Here is an 18,629-nt window from a genome sequence, read left to right on the forward strand (position 1 = left end):
GGGCCCGCGTGGATCAGAAGCAGTTCGCCTCGTCCAGTGTGGACGGATCGGGCTGGACGTCCGGCCAGCCCGGCAGGCTCTCCTTGGTCTCCACCCTGGGTGAACAGCCCAGAGCGGTACCGTCCCACCGGAACACCCTGACCGAGAAGTACTCCTTCTCGGGTTCGGACCCGGTGCCGAAGAACCGGGATTCGACGGCCACCACCCGCGGTCCCGCCTGGATCCGCACCGACAGGGCCCCGTACGGGGTCGGGAACACCGCTCCGGTGAACCGCCAGCGGGCGCCGTCCCGCACGAGGCCGAGCGACGCGTCCGAGTCGCCGAGATAGCCGACTGACAGCAGGCAGACCGGGCGCCCGCCCACGACGACACACCGCAGCGAGTCCTTGGTGACGAACATGGCGAAGTCCGGCGCCCCGGTAAGCACCGCCCCACCGCGCTCCCGCACGACGGGGTTCGCCAGGTTGCCGGGATAGTCTGGATCGTCGGCGGCCAGCACCTCCAGCACATCGCCCGCGATCGACACCGACTGGACCAGCTCGCACGGCCTGTCGCCGCAGGTCGGCGCCACGTCGACGGGCTTTCCGGTCGACGTGGCCGTGCCTGCCGCGGGCGGAGTCGCGGGCATGGTGGTCACCGATGTCGGCGGGGTCGAACTGGACGGCTGTGTCGAGGTGATCCGCGCGGGCGGCACCTGCTGTGGCGATCCGCGGTCGGCTGTCGCCACGGTGATGCCGACGGCGGCGAGCACGACCGCGGCCGAGGCGACCAGCGCGGGCCACCGCCGGGCCCTGGGCTCGGCGGGGTGCTCGACCGGGAGACCGAGCGAGCCCGCGGTGACGGCGGTCGCCCGCGCTCGCAGCGAGTCCCTGACCCGCTGCTCGATGTCGTCGTTCATGACTTCTCCCCGAGTCCGTGGCGCAGTGTCGACAACGCGCGTGCGCAAGTGGACTTCACGGTGCCCTCGTGGATTCCGAGAGTCCTGGCGACCTCGGCCACCGGGAGCTCGGCGTAGTAGCGCAGGACGACAACCTCGCGCTGTCTGCGCGGCAGACCGTCGATCGCGTCGAGGACCTCCTGGTGTTCCTCGGCGAGTTCGACCCGGTCCCCAGGTGCCGGTCCCGCCACGACCTCGGGCGCCACCCTGCGCCGCGCGAGCACGGCGCGCCGGATCGTCGACCGGCACCGGTTGACCACCGCGGTGCGCAGGTAGGCGGGCGTCTCCGGGACGAACCCCCGCCGCCACAGCACCGCGAACACATCCTGCACGGCGTCTTCCGCCGCGGCTTGCTCGCCGATCAGCAACACCGCCAGTCGGACCAACCCGAGCCGATGTTCGCGGTACAGCGCCGCGAGTGACGCGTCCGCGGGTCTTGCCTGTGCTCTTCGCACAGCGACTTCGTCCACCAGGTTTCCCCCTGTCATGGTCACGTGCGTAGTCGCACGGGGAGGAGGCCCGGTTGTCCCGGCCGAGGTCACCGTTGGGTAACTGCCCGGCCGATCGGTCTCAGCAGTCGGATAGGAATCGGTCGAGGACGTCGACGCCGAAGTGCAGGCCCTCGACGGGGACGCGTTCGTCCACGCCGTGGGCCATCGCGCGGTAGTCGAAGCCGTCGGGCAGCAGCAGCGGGGCGAACCCGAAGCACTCGATTCCCAAGGGGGAGAACGCCTTCGCGTCCGTGCCGCCGCCCATGCAGTAGGGCACGACCACCGCGTCCGGGTCCTGCGAGCGCAGCGCGGCGGCCATGGCGTCGAACCAGGGGGAGTCGACGCGGGCCTGGACCGGGGGCTGGCGGCTGACGAACTCGCGGCGCAGGCCCGGGCCGAGCAGGCGGTCGATCTCGGCGAGCATGGCGTCCTCGGTGCCGGGCAGCACCCGGGTGTCCACTTGGGCCTGTGCGATGCCGGGGACGACGTTGACCTTGTAGCCCGCGGAGAGCACGGTCGGCCGGGTGCTGGGGCGCACGGTGTTCTCCACCAGCTTGGCCGCCGCCCCGAAGCGGGTGATCGTCGCGTCGACCGCCGCGTCGCTGTCGAGGTCGACCGGGACGCCGAGGGCGGCGCCGGTCCGTTCCAGGAACGCGCGCACGGTCGGCGTGAGGTGCACCGGCCACTCGTGCGCGGCGAGCCGGTGCAGCGCGTCGACCAGTTTGACCACGGCGTTGTCGTCGTTGCGGCGGGAGCCGTGGCCCGCGCGGCCGGTGGCGGTGATCAGCAGGTGCGCGGTGCCGCGCTCGGCGGTGCCCACCGGGTAGAGGCGGACCAGCCCGCCAGCGTCGGTGCGCACCGGCACGGTGTACGCGCCGGACTCGCCGATCGCCGCGGTGCAGCCCTCGAACAGGCCCGGGTGCTCGTCGACCAGCCAGTGCGCGCCGTAGTCGCCCTGGTCCTCCTCGTCGGCGACGAAGGCGAACACGACGTCGCGCCGCGGCCCGCGGCCCTCCGCCGCCCACCGCGCCAGAACGGTCAACACGGTGGCACACAGGTCTTTCATGTCCACCGCGCCCCGGCCCCACACGTACCCGTCGCGGATCTCGCCCGCGAACGGCGGCACCGTCCACTCGGCGGGGTCGGCGGGCACCACGTCCAGGTGCATCTGCACCAGCAGCGCGTCCAGGTCGGGCCGCGACCCCGAGAGCCGGGCGACCACGTTGCTGCGCCGCGGCGCGCGCTCCAGCAGCCCGGGTTTGAGCCCGGCGTCGGTGAGCCGGTCGGCGACGAACTCCGCGATGTCGCGTTCACCCTCGCTCTGCCCGTGGCCTCGGTTCGTGGTGTCGAACCGGATCAGCCGGGCGCACAGCTCCTCCACCGACTCGGCCATGCCACCTCCTCAGCCGTATATACCGTCGATCGCACCCGCCGCGATCGCCGTGACGACCTTGAAGGCTTTCATCGCCTCGGTCATCGACGCCGCGGTGAACCCGACCCTACGGACTCCGGTCGGCTCCACGGTGGGCACCACGGCCGCGGCGTGCGCGAGATGGGTCGCGTCGAACTCCACCTCGATCCGGTGCTCGCTGACAACTCCCGGCGTGCGGCAGGCAAGCGACATCGCCTCGGTCGACGCCGCGGTGATCACCCCGGCGGTCACCGACGGCGGCGCGCACACCGCCGCGTACCTGCTCACGCACTCCTTGACCACCGCGGGACGCGCGTTCGGGGCGTAGTCGGCGGCGTCTTCGCAGGTGCGGTCATCGCCGGTCACCACGAGCACCGGCACGCCGTGCTCGGCGGCCAGCGCCGCGTTGAGCCTGCCCTCGCTCGCGGGCACCCCGTCGAGCCACACCCCGGTGATGGAGTTCTCCAGGTAGGTGTGGGCAAGCACACCCTCGGCGCCCGCGCCCGTGTGATACCCGAGGAACACCACCCCGTCCACGCCGAAGTCGATGCCCTGCATCATCGACAGCGGCTTGTGCCTGCCGGTGAGCAGCCGCGCGCGCGGGTCGAGCTCCTCCAGCAGCACGTTGCGCTGCGCCGAGTGCGCCTCGTTGATCAGCACCCGGGTGGCACCACCCGCGACCAGGCCCGCGACGCAGGCGTTGACATCCGCGGTGAGCAGCCGCCGGAAGCGTTGCCACTGTTCGGTTCCCGGCACCACATCGGCGGTACAGGTGACTCCGGTGGCGCCTTCCATGTCGGCCGAAACGAGTATCCACACGGCCAGTACGTTACTCATTGACGGCGATCGTTGACTTATGCGACCCGCAGGTGGTTTCTTTCACCCCTACTACTCGGGAAGGGGTGGTCGTGGTGCGCATCAGGTGGTGGGGATTGGTCGTCGCGGCCCTGGTCGCGGGCTTGGCGACCGGGCCGGTCGCGGTTCCGCGGGCACAGGCCCAGCAGGGGGCCACGCTGCGGGTCGCGGTCACCCAGGAGGTCGACTCGCTCAACCCGTTCCTGTCGATCACCCGCACCGGGACCGACATCCTGCGTACCAACTTCGAGCAGCTCACCACCTACAGCGCCAAGGACCTGACCCCGCAGCCCGGCCTGGCCGAGAAGTGGGAGCCGTCGGCGGACAAGCTGACCTGGACCTTCACCATCCGCGACGGCGCGAAGTGGAGCGACGGGCAGCCGATCACCGCCCGCGACGCGGCGTTCACCTTCGACCTGATGCTCAAGAACGAGACCGCGCGCACCGCCAACGGCAACTTCGTGGCGCCCTGGGAGTCGGCGACCGCGACCGACGACCGCACGCTGGTGATCAAGACCAAGACCCCGCAGGCCACCATGACGGCCCTGGACATCCCGATCGTGCCCCAGCACGTCTGGTCCAAGCAGTCCGACCTCGGCGCGGAGCCCGCGTTCCCGATGGTCTCCAGCGGCCCGTACGTGATCACGGAGTTCAAGGAGAGCCAGTTCACCCGGCTCAAGGCGAACCCGAACTACTGGCGCGGCGCCCCGAAGATCGAGAACCTCGACTTCATCTACTACAAGAACGCCGACGCCGCCGTGCAGGCACTGCGCAACGGCGAGGTCAACCGGCTCACCCCGGCCCAGTACGACGCCCTCGCCGGGGACGCGAACATCACCCGCAACAACGCCAAGGGCAAGCGGTTCAACGAGCTGATCATGAACCCGGGCGCCGCGGACAACACCGGCGCGCCCATCGGCGACGGCCACCCCGCGCTGCGCGACCCGAAGCTGCGCCGCGCGATCGCCCAGGCGATCGACTCGAAGACGCTGGTGGAGAAGGTCTGGGGCGGCTACGGCGAGCCCGGCGCGGGCTACGTGCCGCCGCTGTTCGCCGAGTTCCACTGGAACCCGGGCGCCAAGGCCCGCACCTTCGACCTCGCCGCCGCGAACACCGCGCTCGACCAGGCGGGCTACACCCGCGGCGGCGACGGCGTGCGCGTCGACCCGGCCAGCGGGCGCCCGCTGAACTTCCGGCTGATGGCCCACGCCGGGACCAACTTCGACGAGCAGAGCGCGCCGTTCATCAAGGGCTGGCTCTCCGACATCGGCATCGAGATCGAGGTGCAGCCGGTCTCGAACAGCAAGGTCAACGAGGCGACCACCGCGGGCACCTTCGACCTGACCTACAGCGGGTGGAACGGCAACCCCGACCCGGACTACATCCTGTCGCTGCAGACCTGCGCGGCGCGGCCCAACGCCCAGGGCAAGGGCGCCACGCCGGACACGTTCCTGTGCGACCCGCGCTACGACGACCTCTACGCCAAGCAGCTCCAGGAGTTCGACCGGGCCAAGCGCGCCGACCTCGTCAAGCAGATGCAGGAGCTGCTGCACGAGGAGGCGCCCATGGTCATCCTGGGCTACGACAACATGCTGGAGGCCTACCGCAAGGACAAGTTCGCCTCGTTCCAGGTCTCGCCCGAGCCCGGCGGCGTGATCATGAACCAGCAGTCCTACTGGGGCTACTACAGCGCCACCCCGGTCAGCGCCGCCGCCGGATCCGAGGACGGCAACACCGGCGTGGTGCTGGCCGTGGTCGGCGGCGTCGTGCTCGTCGCCGCCGCGGGCGGTGTGCTGCTGGCCCGCCGTCGCAAGGCCACGGCGGACGACCGCGAGTGAGCGAACTCGCGAGCGAGCCATCGACACAGGGTGTCCGCGAGCGGCATCACCGAGCCGGTGAGGGGATGTCGTGAGCGATCTGCTCGCGCCGATCGGCGACCCGCTCGCCGCCCCGGAGTCCCGGGGCGGCGGCGGTGCGCTCCGGTACGTGCTCAACAAGGTCGGCGGCGCGCTGCTGAGCCTCGGGCTGATCGTGGTGCTCGGGTTCCTGCTGTTCCGCGCGATCCCCGGCGACCCGGTGCAGACCATGACCCGCGGGCGGCCGGTCAGCGCCCAGCAGATCGCCGAACTGGAGGCGTCGCTGGGGCTGGACCGGCCGCTGCTGGAGCAGTTCGTCCGCTACCTCGGCGACCTGCTGCACGGCGACCTCGGCCTGTCCTACACCTTCCGGGTACCCGTCGCGCAGAAGATCCTCGAACGGATCGGCCCGACGCTGCTGCTCGTCGGCGTCGGCACGCTCATCGCGGTGGCGCTGGGGCTGTGGCTGGGTGTGCGGTCGGCGTGGCGGCGCAACAGCCGCTTCGACAAGGTCTCCACCGGGGTCGCGCTGACCCTGTGGTCGGTGCCGACGTTCTGGCTGGGCCTGCTGCTGCTCTCGGCCACCAGCGGCCTGTTCCCCAGCGGCGGCCTCACCTACCCCGACACCCCGCCCGACTTCCTCTCCCAGGCCCTCGACATCGCCCATCACATGGTGCTGCCCACGATCACCCTGGTGGCCGTGGTGTACGCGCAGTACCAGCTCGTCATGCGCTCGTCGCTGGTCGAGGAGATGAACGCCGACCACCTCACCACCGCGCGCGCCAAGGGCCTGCGCGACGACCAGGTGCGCCGACACCACGCCGTGCCCAACGCGCTGCTGCCGACGGTGACCCTGGTGTTCCTGCACCTGGGGCTGGTGGTGTCCGGCGCGATCACCGTGGAGACGGTGTTCTCCTGGCCGGGCCTTGGCCTGCTCACCTACGAGGCACTGCTCGCCCCCGACTATCCGCTGCTGCAGGGCACCTTCATCGTGCTCGCGGGAGCCGTGGTGCTGATGAACCTCATCGCCGACCTGCTTTACCGCGTGATCGACCCCAGGGTGCGGGCCGCGTGACGGCGCCAGCGTGGAACCGGCGCCGGGCGGCCGCGGGCCGGGCGTGGCGCGAATTCGCGACCAACCGGGCCGGGCTGATCGGCCTCGTCGTGCTGACCCTGATCCTGCTGCTGGCCGCGCTGGCACCGCTGATCACCGACCAGACCGGCCTGGACGTCACCCGCGCCACCGGCAAGCGGCTGGAGCCGCCCAGCGGGACCTACTGGCTCGGCACCGACGAGAACGGCCGCTCGGTGCTGCTGCTGACCCTGTGGGGCGCGCGGGTGTCGCTGCTGGTGGGGCTCTCGGCCACGCTGCTGTCGATCGCCATCGGCACCGTGATCGGCATCCTCGCCGCGCACTTCGGCGGCTGGACCGCGGCGATCCTGATGCGGTTCACCGACTTCTTCCTGGTGCTGCCCTCACTGGTGCTCGCCATCGCACTGTCCACCGTGCTCGAACGCGGCATCGGCACCATCGTGCTCGCCATCGGCCTGACCTCCTGGCCCTCGGCCGCGCGGCTGGTGCGCGCGCAGACGCTGACCGTGGAGGCCCGCCCCTACATCGAGCGCTCCCGGGCACTGGGCGGCGGGCACCTGCACGTGATCGGCAAACACGTGCTGCCCGGCGTGCTGCCACTGGTGTTCGTCAACACGACCCTCGCCGTGGGCACCGCGATCGTCGCCGAGTCCACCCTGTCGTTCCTCGGCCTCGGCGACTCCACCGCCGTGTCGTGGGGCGCGATGCTGCGCTCGGCGTCGGCCACCGGCGCGGTCACCGCGGGCGCCTGGTGGTACCTCGTGCCCCCCGGCCTGGCCATTGCCGGGGTGGTGCTCGCGTTCACCCTGTGCGGGCGGGCCCTGGAGTCCGTGCTCAACCCCAGGCTCCGGGAGCGCTAGATGACCCTGTTGCACCTGCGCGACCTGCATGTGCGCTACCCGGGCGAACACGCCGTGCGCGGCGTCGACCTGCGCCTGGCCGCGGGGGAGACCCTCGGCCTGGCGGGCGAGTCCGGCTGCGGCAAGTCGACGCTGGCGATGTCGGTGCTGCGGCTGCTGCCCGCCGCGGCCGAGGTGTCCGGGCAGATCCTGCTCGACGGCGTCGACGTGCGGGAGATGAACTGGGGACAGCTCCGCGCGGTCCGCTGGGCGGGCGCGTCGGTGGTGTTCCAGGGCGCCATGCACGCGCTCAACCCCGTGCACCGCGTCGGCGACCAGATCGCCGAGCCCATCCGCCTGCACACCCCGAAGACCACCCCCGCCGAGGTCCGCCGCCGCGTGGACGAACTGCTGACACAGGTCGAGTTGCCCACCGACCGCGCGTCGGCCTACCCGCACGAGCTGTCCGGCGGGCAGAAGCAGCGCGTCATGATCGCCATGGCGCTGGCCTGCGCGCCCCGGCTCGTCATCGCCGACGAACCCACCACCGCCCTCGACGTCGTCGTGCAGGCCCAGGTGCTCGGTGTGCTCACCCGGCTCGTCGCCGAACACGACATCGGGCTGCTGCTGATCAGCCACGACCTGTCCGTGCTGGGCTCCACCTGCGCCCGGCTCGCGGTGATGCAGCGAGGCGAGATCGTCGAGCAGGGCCCGGCCCGCGCGGTCATCGCCGCGCCGACCCACCCGCACACCCAGGCGCTCGCCGCCGCGTTCCCCACCGTCGGCGACCCGCGGCACCGCTACGCCCCCGCCACCACGGGCGAGCGACCCGCGGCAGGCACCGACGCCGTGGGGGAGGAACTGCTGCGCACCGAGGGCCTGCACGTGCGCTTCGGCGGCGTCCGCGCGGTCGACGGCGTGGACCTGAGCGTGCGCGCCGGGGAGATCGTCGCCCTGGTGGGCCAGTCCGGCTCGGGCAAGACCACGCTCGCGCGCACCGTCCTGGGCCTGCAGAAGCCGACCGCGGGGCGGGTGCTGTTCGCGGGCGAGCCCGTGCCGCGGTCCTCGGCCAAGCTGCGCGCCTACCGGCGCCAAGTGCAGTTGGTCCTGCAGGACCCCACGAGCGCGCTCAACCCGCGACACAGCGTGCACGAGGCCGTCGCCGAGGGGCTGCGCATCCACCGCGTGCCCGGCGACGAGACCGAGCTGGTGGCCGCCGCGCTCGACGCCGCCGAGCTGCGCCCGGCGCAGCGCTACCTCACCGCCCTGCCCCACCAACTCTCCGGCGGACAGCGCCAGCGCGTGGTCATCGCGGGCGCCCTGGCCCTCGCGCCGCGGCTGCTGGTGGCCGACGAGCCGGTCGCGTCGCTGGACGCGTCCGTGCGCGGGGAGATCCTGGCGCTGCTGCTGCGGCTGCGCGCCACCCTCGGCCTCGCCGCGCTGGTGATCACGCACGACCTCGGGCTGGCCTGGAACATCGCCGACCGGGTCGCGGTGATGTACCGCGGGCGGATAGTCGAACAGGGTCCCGTGGACCAGGTGCTGTGTAACGCTGAACACCCCTACACCCGGTCGCTGCTGGCGGCCATCCCCGACCTCGGGCAGCGTGACCAGGTGGATCACCAGGCCAGACCGGCGGGGTGACGCCGCGGGCCGTTACCTCGGGTAGCCGTCCGCGTGCGCGCGGTTCCACCGAAACGACCATTGCGCGAAAGCCGTCGGCGTGCACTGTGTAATCTCAGGCAACGATGGCCACCACCACAGATCCGTCTCCAGACGTGGAAGAGTCCTTGGTCGCAGAGAACGCAGCGAACGCTCCATCCGTCGCCGACGGCGATTCGTACCCGTCGGACGGCCGGATTGGTCCACTGCCCGTGCGCACGATCGCGCTGGGCACCGTGGGCAGTCTGCTGATCCTGCTCAGCGCGTTCGGCGCCGGAGGCGTCCTCGTCAGCGACCCCGTCCTGGGGCGCGGCGCGTTGTCGTGGATCCGGTACGGCCACGGCCAGATGCTGGCCACCGGGGTGCTCTACACCGGGTTCGCGCTGGTGGTGTGGGCGTGGGTCCGCCTGGGCAGGCACGTGCTCGCCCGCCGCGTCGGGGCCCGCGGGGTGCGGATCGCCGCGGCCGCCTGGATGGCGCCGCTGCTGGTGTCGCCGCCGGTGTTCACCCGCGACGTGTTCTCCTACCTCGCGCAGGGCAGCCTGCCGCTCTACGGCCAGGACCCGTACTCCGTCGGCCCGGTCATGCTCGGCCTGCAGGAGGTCGTGCAGAACGTCCACCCGTTCTGGCAGACCACCCCCGCGCCGTACGGCCCGCTGTTCATCCTGCTGGCCAAGGGTGTCGCCGCCGTCGCGGGCACCAACCTGATCCTCGGCGTCGTGCTGATGCGGTTGGTGCTGCTGATCGGACTGGGCCTGCTGGTGTGGGCGCTGCCGGGCCTGGTGCGCCACCTCGGCGGCAACCTGCCGGTCACGCTGTGGCTGGCCGTGGCGGGTCCGATGACCGTCGTGCACCTCGTCGGCGGCCCGCACAACGACCTGCTCATGGTCGGGTTCCTCGCCGCGGGCACGCTGTGCGTGCTGGAGCGCAAACACGTCCTCGGCGTCGTCCTGGTCACCCTGGGTGTCGCGGTGAAGGCGACCGCGGCCATCGCCCTGCCGTTCCTGGTGTGGGTGTGGGCGGGGCACCTGAAGGCGACGTTCTGGAAGAACTTCACCCGCGCGGTGGCCGCCGCCGTCGCCACGTTCGTCGTCACCTTCGCCGCCGCCACGCTGATCGCCGGGCTCAACCTGGGCTGGATCAAGGCGCTGCAGGCGCCGACGATGATCGTCAACTGGCTGTCGATCCCGACCGCGGTCGGCGAGAGCGTGCACACCGTCGTCGACCTGTTCATCGACGCCAACAAGAGCTGGTTCGTCAACACCACCCGGGTCCTCGGCGGCCTGCTGTTCTTCACCATCGCCGCGCGCCAGTGGTGGCAGGCCCGCCACGGCGGCTCGGACGCGGTCCGCCGGATGGCGTTCGTGCTGTTCGCCGTCGCCGTGCTCTCGCCCGCGACCCTGCCGTGGTACCTGGCGTGGGGCTTCGTCATCGCGGCCGCGCTGCCCTGGCAGCGGCGCCAGCTCGCGATCCTGGTCAGCGCCGCGGTGTTCCTGGTGCTGACGTATTCGCCCGCGGGCGAGGACCTGCTCTACAACTGGCCGTTCATCGCGGGCGCCGTCGCGGTGTCGTTGCTCGCCGGGTTCTCCTTGCTGCGCAACGATCCGCTGGGGCTGTTCGGGGAGCGCGAGGAACTGGTCTCGGTCCCGACGAAGGTCTGAGCGGGAGGGGTCCCGGACCGGTCGGGCTACACATGGCGTCAGTTGCCGCCCATCACAGGAGGAACCAGTCCGATGACATCGCCGAAGCCGTCCGCGTTCGTCGTACCGCCGGACTCGCCGAGGGCGGCCAGGCAGGCGCACACGTGCCTGGCCGTGGTGTTCGCGCTCGCCGCACTGAACCTGCTGGTAACCCTGGTGTTGAGCGAAGGCGCCACCGGCTTGGGAGGGGCGGGAATCGCGCTCGCGCTGGCCGCGGGAACGTGGTCCAGTGCCACCAGCATGCGGGCCGGGAGGCGCAGCGGCCGAACCGGCGCGGTGGTCCTCGGGGCGATCCTGGCGGCGCTGCAAGTCTTCGGCCTGGCCATTGTGTTCTCACTGCGCGACTTGCTCGACAGCGGGCCGTTCGCCCTCGCCGTGCTGGTGAGCGTCACGGTGATCGGGCTGATCGTCGCAGGTCTGGCCCTGATGTTCCGCTCGGAGGTCAGCGCCTACCTGGACCGCCAGTGACCGCCGCGATCGGCAGCGCCGACCCCTCGTCGCACGTGCCTGCGGTCCATGACGGACGAACGGGTGACCCACCTGTGCACGTGGTGGCCCCACGATCGCGGCGCACGGTCCACCGGGCCGCGCGCTGACATGGAGGCGCACGAGGTCGAGCAACTCGCCCGCCGGGAGAGCGCGCGATGGACGCCCGCGCCCGGATTCGCGTACACCGTCTTCCCGCCGTTCCAGCGACCCGTCCCGATCGACGTCGTTCCACCAGGAGGCACCTGGCACGCCTATGTGCCGCTGGACTCCGCCGAGCCCGTGAGCCTCGCACCGGACCCGTTCCGGTTCCTCGACGCGACCGCCGTCGGCACCATCCTCGTGTTCCGCTTCACCTGGCTCGATCGGCCGGACCCACCCGACTACCTGCTGCACCTGGACATGAGCGAGGTTCCGCCCGGGAGTTTCGACGGCGCGTCAGTCTTCCTGCTGGAAACGGTGGCCGAGCTGACGGCGTTCGCGGACTGGCCTGAGCGGCGCACGGTGGCCCTGTCGAGCCGGGTGTCCCTGGTACTGCCGCGCACAGCGCTCTAAGCGCGCCATGCGGTCGCCTCGGTCGTTCGATCCGCTGTCGAGACAGGTCCCTCTGCCGACAACCGACCGGATGAAGCGTGCGCGTCAGGGACGGGTCAGGGGTGGCTGTTCCCCTTGGTCGAGTCGATCCAGAGGAGTGGAGCCATGCGTGGAACCCGACCGACCCGGCGGCCGATCGCCGTCGCGATCGACTGGCCGCAGGTCGCCCCCGTCCGCTCGGGGCACCTATCCTCCCAGGTGTGCTGAGGATCGAACTGCTGGTCGTCCCGGACTGTCCTCACGAGACACCCGCGGCCCTGCTGCTGCGCCGCGCGCTGGACGACGAGGGATTGGCTGCGACCGGGTTCGCCACCGTGGTGGTGACCAGCGACGAGCAGGCCGTGGAGCTGGGTTTCCCGGGTTCGCCCACGATCCGCATCGACGGCGTCGACCCCTTCGAGGCCTGCCTGCCGCCCGGGCTCACCTGCCGGGTGTATCGCACACCCGCCGGGCTGCCCGACCTGCCCGCCCTGCGCGCGGCCCTGCGCGATTCGACCTCCACCTGACTTGAGGTCGCGCATCGCAAGGCCGCCTACCTCAGCTCAGCGCGGGGTCGGTGAAGGTGAGGGTGCCGTCGTCGGCGTCGAGGACGGCGTGGGCGCCCAGGGGCACGGTGAGCTGTCCCTTGCAGTGGCCGAAACCGAGGTCCCACACCATCGGCAGGCCCAGTCCGCCCAGCAGGTCGGCCGCCACGGCGTACACCTCCGCCGGGTCGCCGCAGTCGGCCCACGAGCCCAGGGCGATCCCCGACACCCCGGTGAACCACCCTGCCCGCAGCAACTGGGTCAGCATCCGGTCGATCCGGTAGGGCGCCTCGGCGACGTCCTCCAGCAGCGCGATCGCCCCGTCCGGCGGCGGGCAGGCGGCGGGGGAGCCGAGGTCGGCGGCGATCAGGCTCAGGTTGCCGCCCACGGTGATCCCCTCGGCGACGCCGTGTCCGGCGGTCGAGGCGGCCGGGCCGATCACCTCGCGCACGGTCTCCGGTTCGAACAGCGTGGCCCGGAAATGGTCCTGCGCCACCGGGTCGAACCCGTCGCCCGCGATCATCGGGGAGAACAGCGTCGAGACGTCCAACTCGGCGCCGAGCGCGGCGTGCAGCGCGGTGACGTCGCTGGACCCGGCGAACACCTTGGGGCCCGCGGCGGCCATCGCGGGCCAGTCGAGCAGGTCGACCATGCGCTGGCTGCCGTAGCCGCCGCGCGCGCAGAACACCGCGGCCACGGTCGGGTCGCACCACGCGCGCCGCAGGTCCGCGGCGCGGTCGGCGTCGCGGCCCGCCAGGTAAGGGAACACCGGGTGCCGGGCGAGCACGTGTGTGCCGACCTCGACCTCCAGGCCCCACGACGCCAGCACCGCCACCCCGCGCGCCAGCAGGTCCGGCGACACCGGGCCCGCCGGGGCGACCACCGCGACCTTCGACCCGGGCCGCAGCCGGGCTGGCCGGGCGCGCGTCACCGGTGCAGCTCCAGCACCGGCACCCCGGGCGGGGTGAACCCGAACACCTGCCCGTAAAAGGACAGCTCCGCCTCGTGCACGGCGATGATCGTCGCCGCGCGGCGGAACCCGTGCTGCTCGCCCTCGAAGGTCAGATAAGCGTGCGGGACGCCCGTGCCGTCGAGCGAGGCGACGAACCGGTCGGCCTGCTCGGGCGGGCACACCTCGTCCTCCAGGCCCTGCAACAGCAGCACCGGCCCGGCGAGCCGGTCGACCCGGTTGATCGGGGACCGCTCCGCGTAGCGCTCAGGGTGCTCGGTCAGCGACCCGACCAGGCCCTCGACGTAACGGGACTCGAAGTCGTGGGTCTCGCCGCCCTCCCCGGTCCAGCCGGTGAGGTCCAGGATCGGGCACATGACCGTGCCGCACCGGTAGGTGTCGACCATGGTCATCGACGCCGCCGCGGTCCAGCCGCCCGCGCTGCCGCCGCGCACGGCCAGCCGCCCGGGGTCGGCGGTGCCCTCGGCGGCCAGCGCGGTCGCGACGGCGGCGCAGTCCTCGACGTCGACCACACCCCACTGGCCGTTGAGCACCTCGCGGAAGTCGCGGCCGTAGCCCGAGGAGCCGCCGTAGTTCACCGCGACCACCCCGAATCCCCGGCTGGTGAAGTAGGCGAAGCCCAGGTTGAGCACGGTGGAGTACCGGTCAGTCGGGCCGCCGTGCACGTGCACCAGGTACGGCGGCAGCTCGCCGTCGGGCGCGGCGAAGTCGGGGTTGGCGGGCGGATAGACGTAGGCGGTGATCCGGCGCCCGTCCGGCCCGGTGAACTCCCGCTCGGCGGGCGCGGGCAGATACCGCGCGTCGGGCAGACCGGGCGCGGGTTCGGTCAGCTCGACCAGCTCACCGGTGGACAGGTCGAGCCGCACCACGGCCGCGTCGGCGCTCGGCCCGGCCGCGCAGCCGACCACGACACCGTCGTGACCGGCGGAGATGTCCGACCAACTGGGGAAGTCGGTGTCGACGTCGGTGACCGTGCCGCTGCGCTCGTCGAGGACCGCCAGCACACCGCCGCACAGCACCACGAACCGGCCCCGGCCCAGAGCCGCGAACCAACGCCACCCGAGTTTCCACAGCGTCCCGCCGAGTTCCCGCGCGCACGGCGCCAGGTTCACCGCCGCGCCGTCGAGCCCGATGCGGTGCAGATTCCACCAGCCCTCCGGGTCGCTCAGCGCGAGCAGCGAATCGGGTGCCTCCCACTCGACCTGGCAGACCGCTTCCTTCGAACCGCCCGCGACCACCCGGTGCGGCCCGAACGTGCCGTCGGCCAGCACCGCCGCGACACACAGCTCGGTGCCGTCCCACGGCATGTTCGGGTGCTCCCAGCCGATCCACGCGACGTGGCGGCCGTCCGGGCTCGGCTTCGGCGCGGTGAGGAAATGGTGGCTCGCCGACAGCACCCGCGCCCGCCCGCCCGCCACCGGCAGCGCCACCATGGCCCGCTCGACGTCGACGGGCCGGTCGCCGGTGACGCTCTCGCGCACACACCACACCTCGGTGCCGTCCGGGCTCGCCAGCAGGTCGGCGTAGCGGTGACCGTGCGGGCGCTCGGGCTCGGCGCTGATCGCCACCGGCTCGCCGCCCGTCGGGTCGACCAGGTAGACCCGCTGGTCGTCCCAGTGGGTGAACGCGACCCGCACCCCGGCCGGGGTGTCGAGCACCGCGTAGGGCGTGCCGCCGTACTCGTGGACCCGGTTGCGCACGTTCCACGGCGCGCCCAGCACCTCGCGGGTGCCCTCCGCGTCGCGGCGCAGCAGCGCGAGCCGCCCGCCCTCGTCGGGCCTGCGCTGCGTCCAGTAGACCCCCGACGCGTGCCTGCTCGGCCAGTCGACGCCCGCGCCCGCCCGGGCCACGTCGGCGGCAGCGAGCGGCGACTCCCAGGTCCCGTACGAAGCGATCTTCACCATGGCCTCGACCCTACCGACCCGCGCCGGCCGCGCGGATACCCCGAAACGGGTGGGTACGGCCTGCTCGAAACCACCCCGTGCAATAGGGTCGGTGGTGCCATGGCCCGTGTCATCCACGTCTTCCGTCAGCCCGACCGCTTCGTTGCAGGCACGGTCGGGCAGCCCGGCGACCGCACGTTCTACCTGCAGGCCGTCGAGAGCGCCCGCACCGTCAGCGTCACCATCGAGAAACAGCAGGTCGCCGTGCTCGCCGAGCGCATCGGCTCGCTGCTCGAAGAGGTGCACCGCCGCTTCGGCGCGGAGGTCCCCGAGGACGTGCCCGACGACCTCGTCGACGCCGAGCCGCTGCAGGTGCCCGTGGAGGAGGAGTTCCGCGTCGGCACGATGGGCCTGGGCTGGGACGCCGAGTCCAGCGCGGTGGTGATCGAGCTGCTCGCGGTCACCGAGGGCGAGGTCGACGAGTCCGTGGTGCTCGACGACACCGACGAGGGCCCCGACGCGGTGCGCGTATTCCTCTCGCCCACCGAGGCCCGCGCGTTCGCCGACCGCGCCGACCGCGTGGTCAACGCCGGGCGCAAGCCCTGCCCGCTGTGCACCGAGCCGCTGGACCCGCAGGGACACGTCTGCCCCAGGCAGAACGGGTACCGGCGCACCGAAGAGACCTGACCGGCCGTGCGGCCCACCGACCCGGACGCCGGGGACTTCCTGCTGCGCGGGCGAATCGACATCGAGGGCAGGCTGGTCGACGCCTCGAACGCCACCCTCTACTGCCGCATCGAGGCCGACGGCGTCGACGCGAAGTGCGTCTACAAGCCGGTCGGCGGCGAACGGCCGCTGTGGGACTTCCCGGACGGCACGCTGGCCGGGCGCGAGGTCGCGTCCTACCTGATCGCCGAGGCCACCGGGCTGCGCCTGATCCCGCCCACGGTGCTGCGCGACGGGCCGTTCGGCGTCGGCATGGTGCAGTTGTGGATCGAGACCAAGGAGGGCGACGACCTGGTCGACGTCGTCGCGCCCACCGACGTGCCGCCGGGGTGGCGCCCGATCCTGCGCGCGCACGACCGGTTCGGCGACCCGGCGGTGCTGGCGCACTCCGACAGTCCGGTGGTGGCGCACCTGGCCGCGCTCGACATCGTGATCAACAACGCCGACCGCAAGGGCGGCCACGTGCTGCACGGCACCGACGGCGGCGTCTACGGCGTCGACCACGGGATCAGCCTGCACACCGACAACAAGCTGCGGACCGTGCTGTGGGGCTGGGCGGGCGAACCCCTGCCCGACGACGCGGTCGAGGCGTTGGCCGCGCTGCGCTCGGCGCTGGAGGGCGAGCTGGCCGTGGCGCTGGCCGAGCACATCACACGCCGGGAGATCAAGGCGCTGCGCTCCCGCACCGCGCGCCTGCTCGCCGCGCCGGTCTACCCGGCGCCCGACGCCGAGGGCAGGCCGATCCCGTGGCCCGCGTTCTGATCGCGAAGGCGCCTCGCCGCCGAAGGCCAGGGGACACCATGGACGATGAGGTTGAGCCGCACCGCCTGGGTACCGACGAACTGGCCGCACGGGCCGCGAGCGGCGATGGCTGGAACAACGTGCCCGCGCTGGCCGAACTGGCCCGGCGCGCACCCGTCGTGGCGCTCGCGATCGCCACGACGATGCTGACCTGCGACGACGCCCTGTTGGCTGCGCGCGCGCCGCGCGTCGTCGCCGAGTTCGACGAGCGCGACGCGCACGCGTTCATGGCGACCGTCGGCGACGACCCGGCCTTTCCGATCCTCGCCGCGATCGTCGAGATCCTCGCGGTCGACTCACCGGTCGACCCCGGCGCTCTGCCCGGCGTGCTGCGGCGAGTCGCCAGGCGGCTCGCCGCGCCGCGCAGCGGCCGGGAACAAGATCTCGCGAACCTGTTCTTCAGGCAGTACCCGCACCTGGCGCCCCCATGAAACCGCGGCGAAGGCTGCCGCGACAATACCGACCATGCCCACCGTGATGAAGGAACGGCAGTGATGTGGGACGGCAGTGATGTGGGGACGGCAGTGACCGGTCGGGTGTGGCCGAAGTCGTTCGCCGACCGGCTGACCTCGCCGCTGCCGGGCGTGCGCGAACTCGCCCGGATCCTGCGCACGGGCGGGTTCCGCGGGTCCACCGAGCAGGCCGACCGCATCCCGGTGATCCGCACGGGCCTGCCCGCCGTCGCCGCCGACGCGGTGGCGCTGACCTGGGCAGGCCACGCGGGCTTCGTGATCAGGATGGGCGGCGCCTGCGTGCTGGCCGACCCGGTGTGGTCCACGCGCATCCCCGGCGTGGCGCCGCGGATCACCCCGCCCGGGGTCGCGTGGGACGACCTGCCGCGGGTCGACGCGGTCGTGATCAGCCACAACCACTACGACCACCTCGACCTGCCCACGCTGCGCAGACTGCCCCGCGACACGGTGCTGCTGGTGCCCGGTGGGTTGGGCCGGTGGTTCACCCGCCGCGGGTTCACCGCCGTGGTCGAGTTGGACTGGTGGGAGTCGGCCACGGTCGCGGGACTCACCTTCGACTTCGTCCCCGCCCACCACTGGAGTCGCCGCGGCCTGCGCGACACCTGCGCCAGCCTCTGGGGCGGCTGGGTGATCACCGACAGCCACGGCAGGCGCGTCTACCACGCGGGAGACACCGGCTACGGCCACTGGTTCGCCGAGATCGGCACCCGCTACCCCGACATCGACGTCGCGATGCTCCCCATCGGCGCCTACGACCCGCGCTGGTTCATGGCCCCGGTCCACATGGACCCCGACGAGGCGGTGCGAGCCCTCGCCGACCTCGGCGCGCGCAGGCTGGCGTCGATGCACTGGGGCACGTTCGTGCTCACCCGCGAGCCCGTCGCCGAACCGCTGGCCCGGATCCGCGCGGCGTGGGCGGCGTCGGGCCGCGACCGGGCGGACCTGTGGGACCTGGCCGTCGGCGAGACCCGCGCGCTGCCGTAGTTCTGTCGTGGCCGCTGGGTACGGTGCGGCGACGGCCATCAGGATCGTTTCCAGAACGCCGCGAGCCGCGTCGGGTTCGCGCAGTCGAGCGTCAACGCCGAGGACGGCGCGTGGCTGCACGACCCGACCGGGATCGCGCCTCGGATGTGCCTTCAGCAGGTGCCTCGTCCTCGGGGAGGTCGAACTGCGCCAGCCACTCTGCGCGGGTCGCCGAGGTCACCCGGTTGACCGCGGCAGGCGCGTCGACGGTGCTGGTCGAGGGGCGGGAACCCCAGGTGGCGGGCCCACCCCCGGGGCAAACCTTCAGACTAGGCAGGAATCATGGGTCCCAAGCACCAAACAAC

Annotated in this window: 18 protein-coding genes; 12 read left to right on the forward strand and 6 right to left on the reverse strand. The window is 72.3% G+C overall.

Going from position 1 to position 18,629, the window contains the following annotated elements; genetic code table 11:
* Nucleotides 1-13 precede the first annotated feature (13 nt).
* The 4 genes from ACT4N7_RS01805 to ACT4N7_RS01820 form a co-directional block, all read right to left on the reverse strand.
* On the reverse strand, nucleotides 14-898 hold the full coding sequence (locus tag ACT4N7_RS01805; RefSeq protein ID WP_444826771.1) for a hypothetical protein: 885 nt from the start codon (nucleotides 896-898) through the stop codon (nucleotides 14-16).
* A complete protein-coding gene (locus ACT4N7_RS01810) occupies nucleotides 895-1,407 on the reverse strand; it encodes an RNA polymerase sigma factor (protein WP_444826772.1) in 513 nt (170 codons plus the stop codon). Before ACT4N7_RS01810 ends, ACT4N7_RS01805 begins: the two co-directional genes overlap by 4 nt.
* A 100-nt stretch (nucleotides 1,408-1,507) precedes the next feature.
* Entirely contained in the window at nucleotides 1,508-2,821 is a 1,314-nt protein-coding gene (locus ACT4N7_RS01815; RefSeq protein WP_444826773.1) for a M20/M25/M40 family metallo-hydrolase, read from the reverse strand.
* 9 nt (nucleotides 2,822-2,830) lie between these two features.
* Nucleotides 2,831-3,658, reverse strand: a complete 828-nt coding sequence (locus ACT4N7_RS01820) for a M55 family metallopeptidase (protein ID WP_444826789.1) — start codon at nucleotides 3,656-3,658, stop codon at nucleotides 2,831-2,833.
* 89 nt (nucleotides 3,659-3,747) lie between these two features.
* Between ACT4N7_RS01820 and ACT4N7_RS01825 the strand changes: the two genes are divergently transcribed.
* The 8 genes from ACT4N7_RS01825 (at nucleotide 3,748) to ACT4N7_RS01860 (ending at nucleotide 12,430) form a co-directional block, all read left to right on the forward strand.
* Nucleotides 3,748-5,532: an ABC transporter substrate-binding protein gene (locus tag ACT4N7_RS01825; protein ID WP_444826774.1), complete on the forward strand. Its 1,785-nt coding sequence runs from the start codon at nucleotides 3,748-3,750 to the stop codon at nucleotides 5,530-5,532.
* 70 nt (nucleotides 5,533-5,602) lie between these two features.
* Entirely contained in the window at nucleotides 5,603-6,625 is a 1,023-nt protein-coding gene (locus tag ACT4N7_RS01830) for an ABC transporter permease (protein WP_444826775.1), read from the forward strand.
* Nucleotides 6,622-7,503: an ABC transporter permease gene (locus tag ACT4N7_RS01835; RefSeq protein ID WP_444826776.1), complete on the forward strand. Its 882-nt coding sequence runs from the start codon at nucleotides 6,622-6,624 to the stop codon at nucleotides 7,501-7,503. Before ACT4N7_RS01830 ends, ACT4N7_RS01835 begins: the two co-directional genes overlap by 4 nt.
* Nucleotides 7,504-9,126 carry a dipeptide ABC transporter ATP-binding protein gene (locus tag ACT4N7_RS01840; RefSeq protein WP_444826777.1) on the forward strand — a complete coding sequence of 541 codons (1,623 nt, stop codon included), beginning with the start codon at nucleotides 7,504-7,506 and terminating at the stop codon, nucleotides 9,124-9,126.
* Between the two features lie 230 nt (nucleotides 9,127-9,356).
* Nucleotides 9,357-10,805 carry a polyprenol phosphomannose-dependent alpha 1,6 mannosyltransferase MptB gene (mptB, locus tag ACT4N7_RS01845; protein WP_444826778.1) on the forward strand — a complete coding sequence of 483 codons (1,449 nt, stop codon included), beginning with the start codon at nucleotides 9,357-9,359 and terminating at the stop codon, nucleotides 10,803-10,805.
* Between the two features lie 72 nt (nucleotides 10,806-10,877).
* A complete protein-coding gene (locus ACT4N7_RS01850; protein WP_444826779.1) occupies nucleotides 10,878-11,312 on the forward strand; it encodes a hypothetical protein in 435 nt (144 codons plus the stop codon).
* A 48-nt stretch (nucleotides 11,313-11,360) separates the two neighbouring features.
* The gene (locus tag ACT4N7_RS01855) at nucleotides 11,361-11,885 is read left to right on the forward strand and encodes a hypothetical protein (protein ID WP_444826780.1); all 525 of its coding nucleotides are present in this window, start codon (nucleotides 11,361-11,363) and stop codon (nucleotides 11,883-11,885) included.
* A 239-nt stretch (nucleotides 11,886-12,124) separates the two neighbouring features.
* The gene (locus ACT4N7_RS01860) at nucleotides 12,125-12,430 is read left to right on the forward strand and encodes a hypothetical protein (protein WP_444826781.1); all 306 of its coding nucleotides are present in this window, start codon (nucleotides 12,125-12,127) and stop codon (nucleotides 12,428-12,430) included.
* Nucleotides 12,431-12,461: 31 nt separating this feature from the next.
* Here ACT4N7_RS01860 and ACT4N7_RS01865 read toward each other — a convergent pair whose 3' ends face one another.
* Nucleotides 12,462-13,379 carry a S66 peptidase family protein gene (locus tag ACT4N7_RS01865; protein ID WP_444826782.1) on the reverse strand — a complete coding sequence of 306 codons (918 nt, stop codon included), beginning with the start codon at nucleotides 13,377-13,379 and terminating at the stop codon, nucleotides 12,462-12,464.
* Nucleotides 13,376-15,322, reverse strand: a complete 1,947-nt coding sequence (locus ACT4N7_RS01870) for a S9 family peptidase (protein WP_444826783.1) — start codon at nucleotides 15,320-15,322, stop codon at nucleotides 13,376-13,378. Before ACT4N7_RS01870 ends, ACT4N7_RS01865 begins: the two co-directional genes overlap by 4 nt.
* Nucleotides 15,323-15,421: 99 nt before the next feature.
* On the opposite strand from ACT4N7_RS01870, the gene ACT4N7_RS01875 reads away from it, so the two are divergent.
* The 4 genes from ACT4N7_RS01875 to ACT4N7_RS01890 all read left to right on the forward strand — a co-directional run bounded on the left by ACT4N7_RS01875 (nucleotide 15,422) and on the right by ACT4N7_RS01890 (nucleotide 18,285).
* Complete coding sequence (locus ACT4N7_RS01875) at nucleotides 15,422-15,988, forward strand: DUF3090 domain-containing protein (protein WP_444826784.1); 567 nt, start codon at nucleotides 15,422-15,424, stop codon at nucleotides 15,986-15,988.
* A gap of 6 nt (nucleotides 15,989-15,994) precedes the next feature.
* A complete protein-coding gene (locus tag ACT4N7_RS01880; RefSeq protein ID WP_444826785.1) occupies nucleotides 15,995-16,789 on the forward strand; it encodes an SCO1664 family protein in 795 nt (264 codons plus the stop codon).
* Nucleotides 16,790-16,827: 38 nt separating this feature from the next.
* On the forward strand, nucleotides 16,828-17,259 hold the full coding sequence (locus ACT4N7_RS01885; RefSeq protein ID WP_444826786.1) for a hypothetical protein: 432 nt from the start codon (nucleotides 16,828-16,830) through the stop codon (nucleotides 17,257-17,259).
* A gap of 93 nt (nucleotides 17,260-17,352) precedes the next feature.
* Nucleotides 17,353-18,285, forward strand: coding sequence for an MBL fold metallo-hydrolase (locus ACT4N7_RS01890; RefSeq protein WP_444826787.1), 933 nt, complete (start codon nucleotides 17,353-17,355; stop codon nucleotides 18,283-18,285).
* The last annotated feature ends 344 nt before the right edge of the window (nucleotides 18,286-18,629 follow it).

The sequence above is a fragment of the Actinokineospora sp. genome (assembly GCF_052390155.1).
Taxonomy (GTDB): Bacteria; Actinomycetota; Actinomycetes; order Mycobacteriales; family Pseudonocardiaceae; genus Actinokineospora.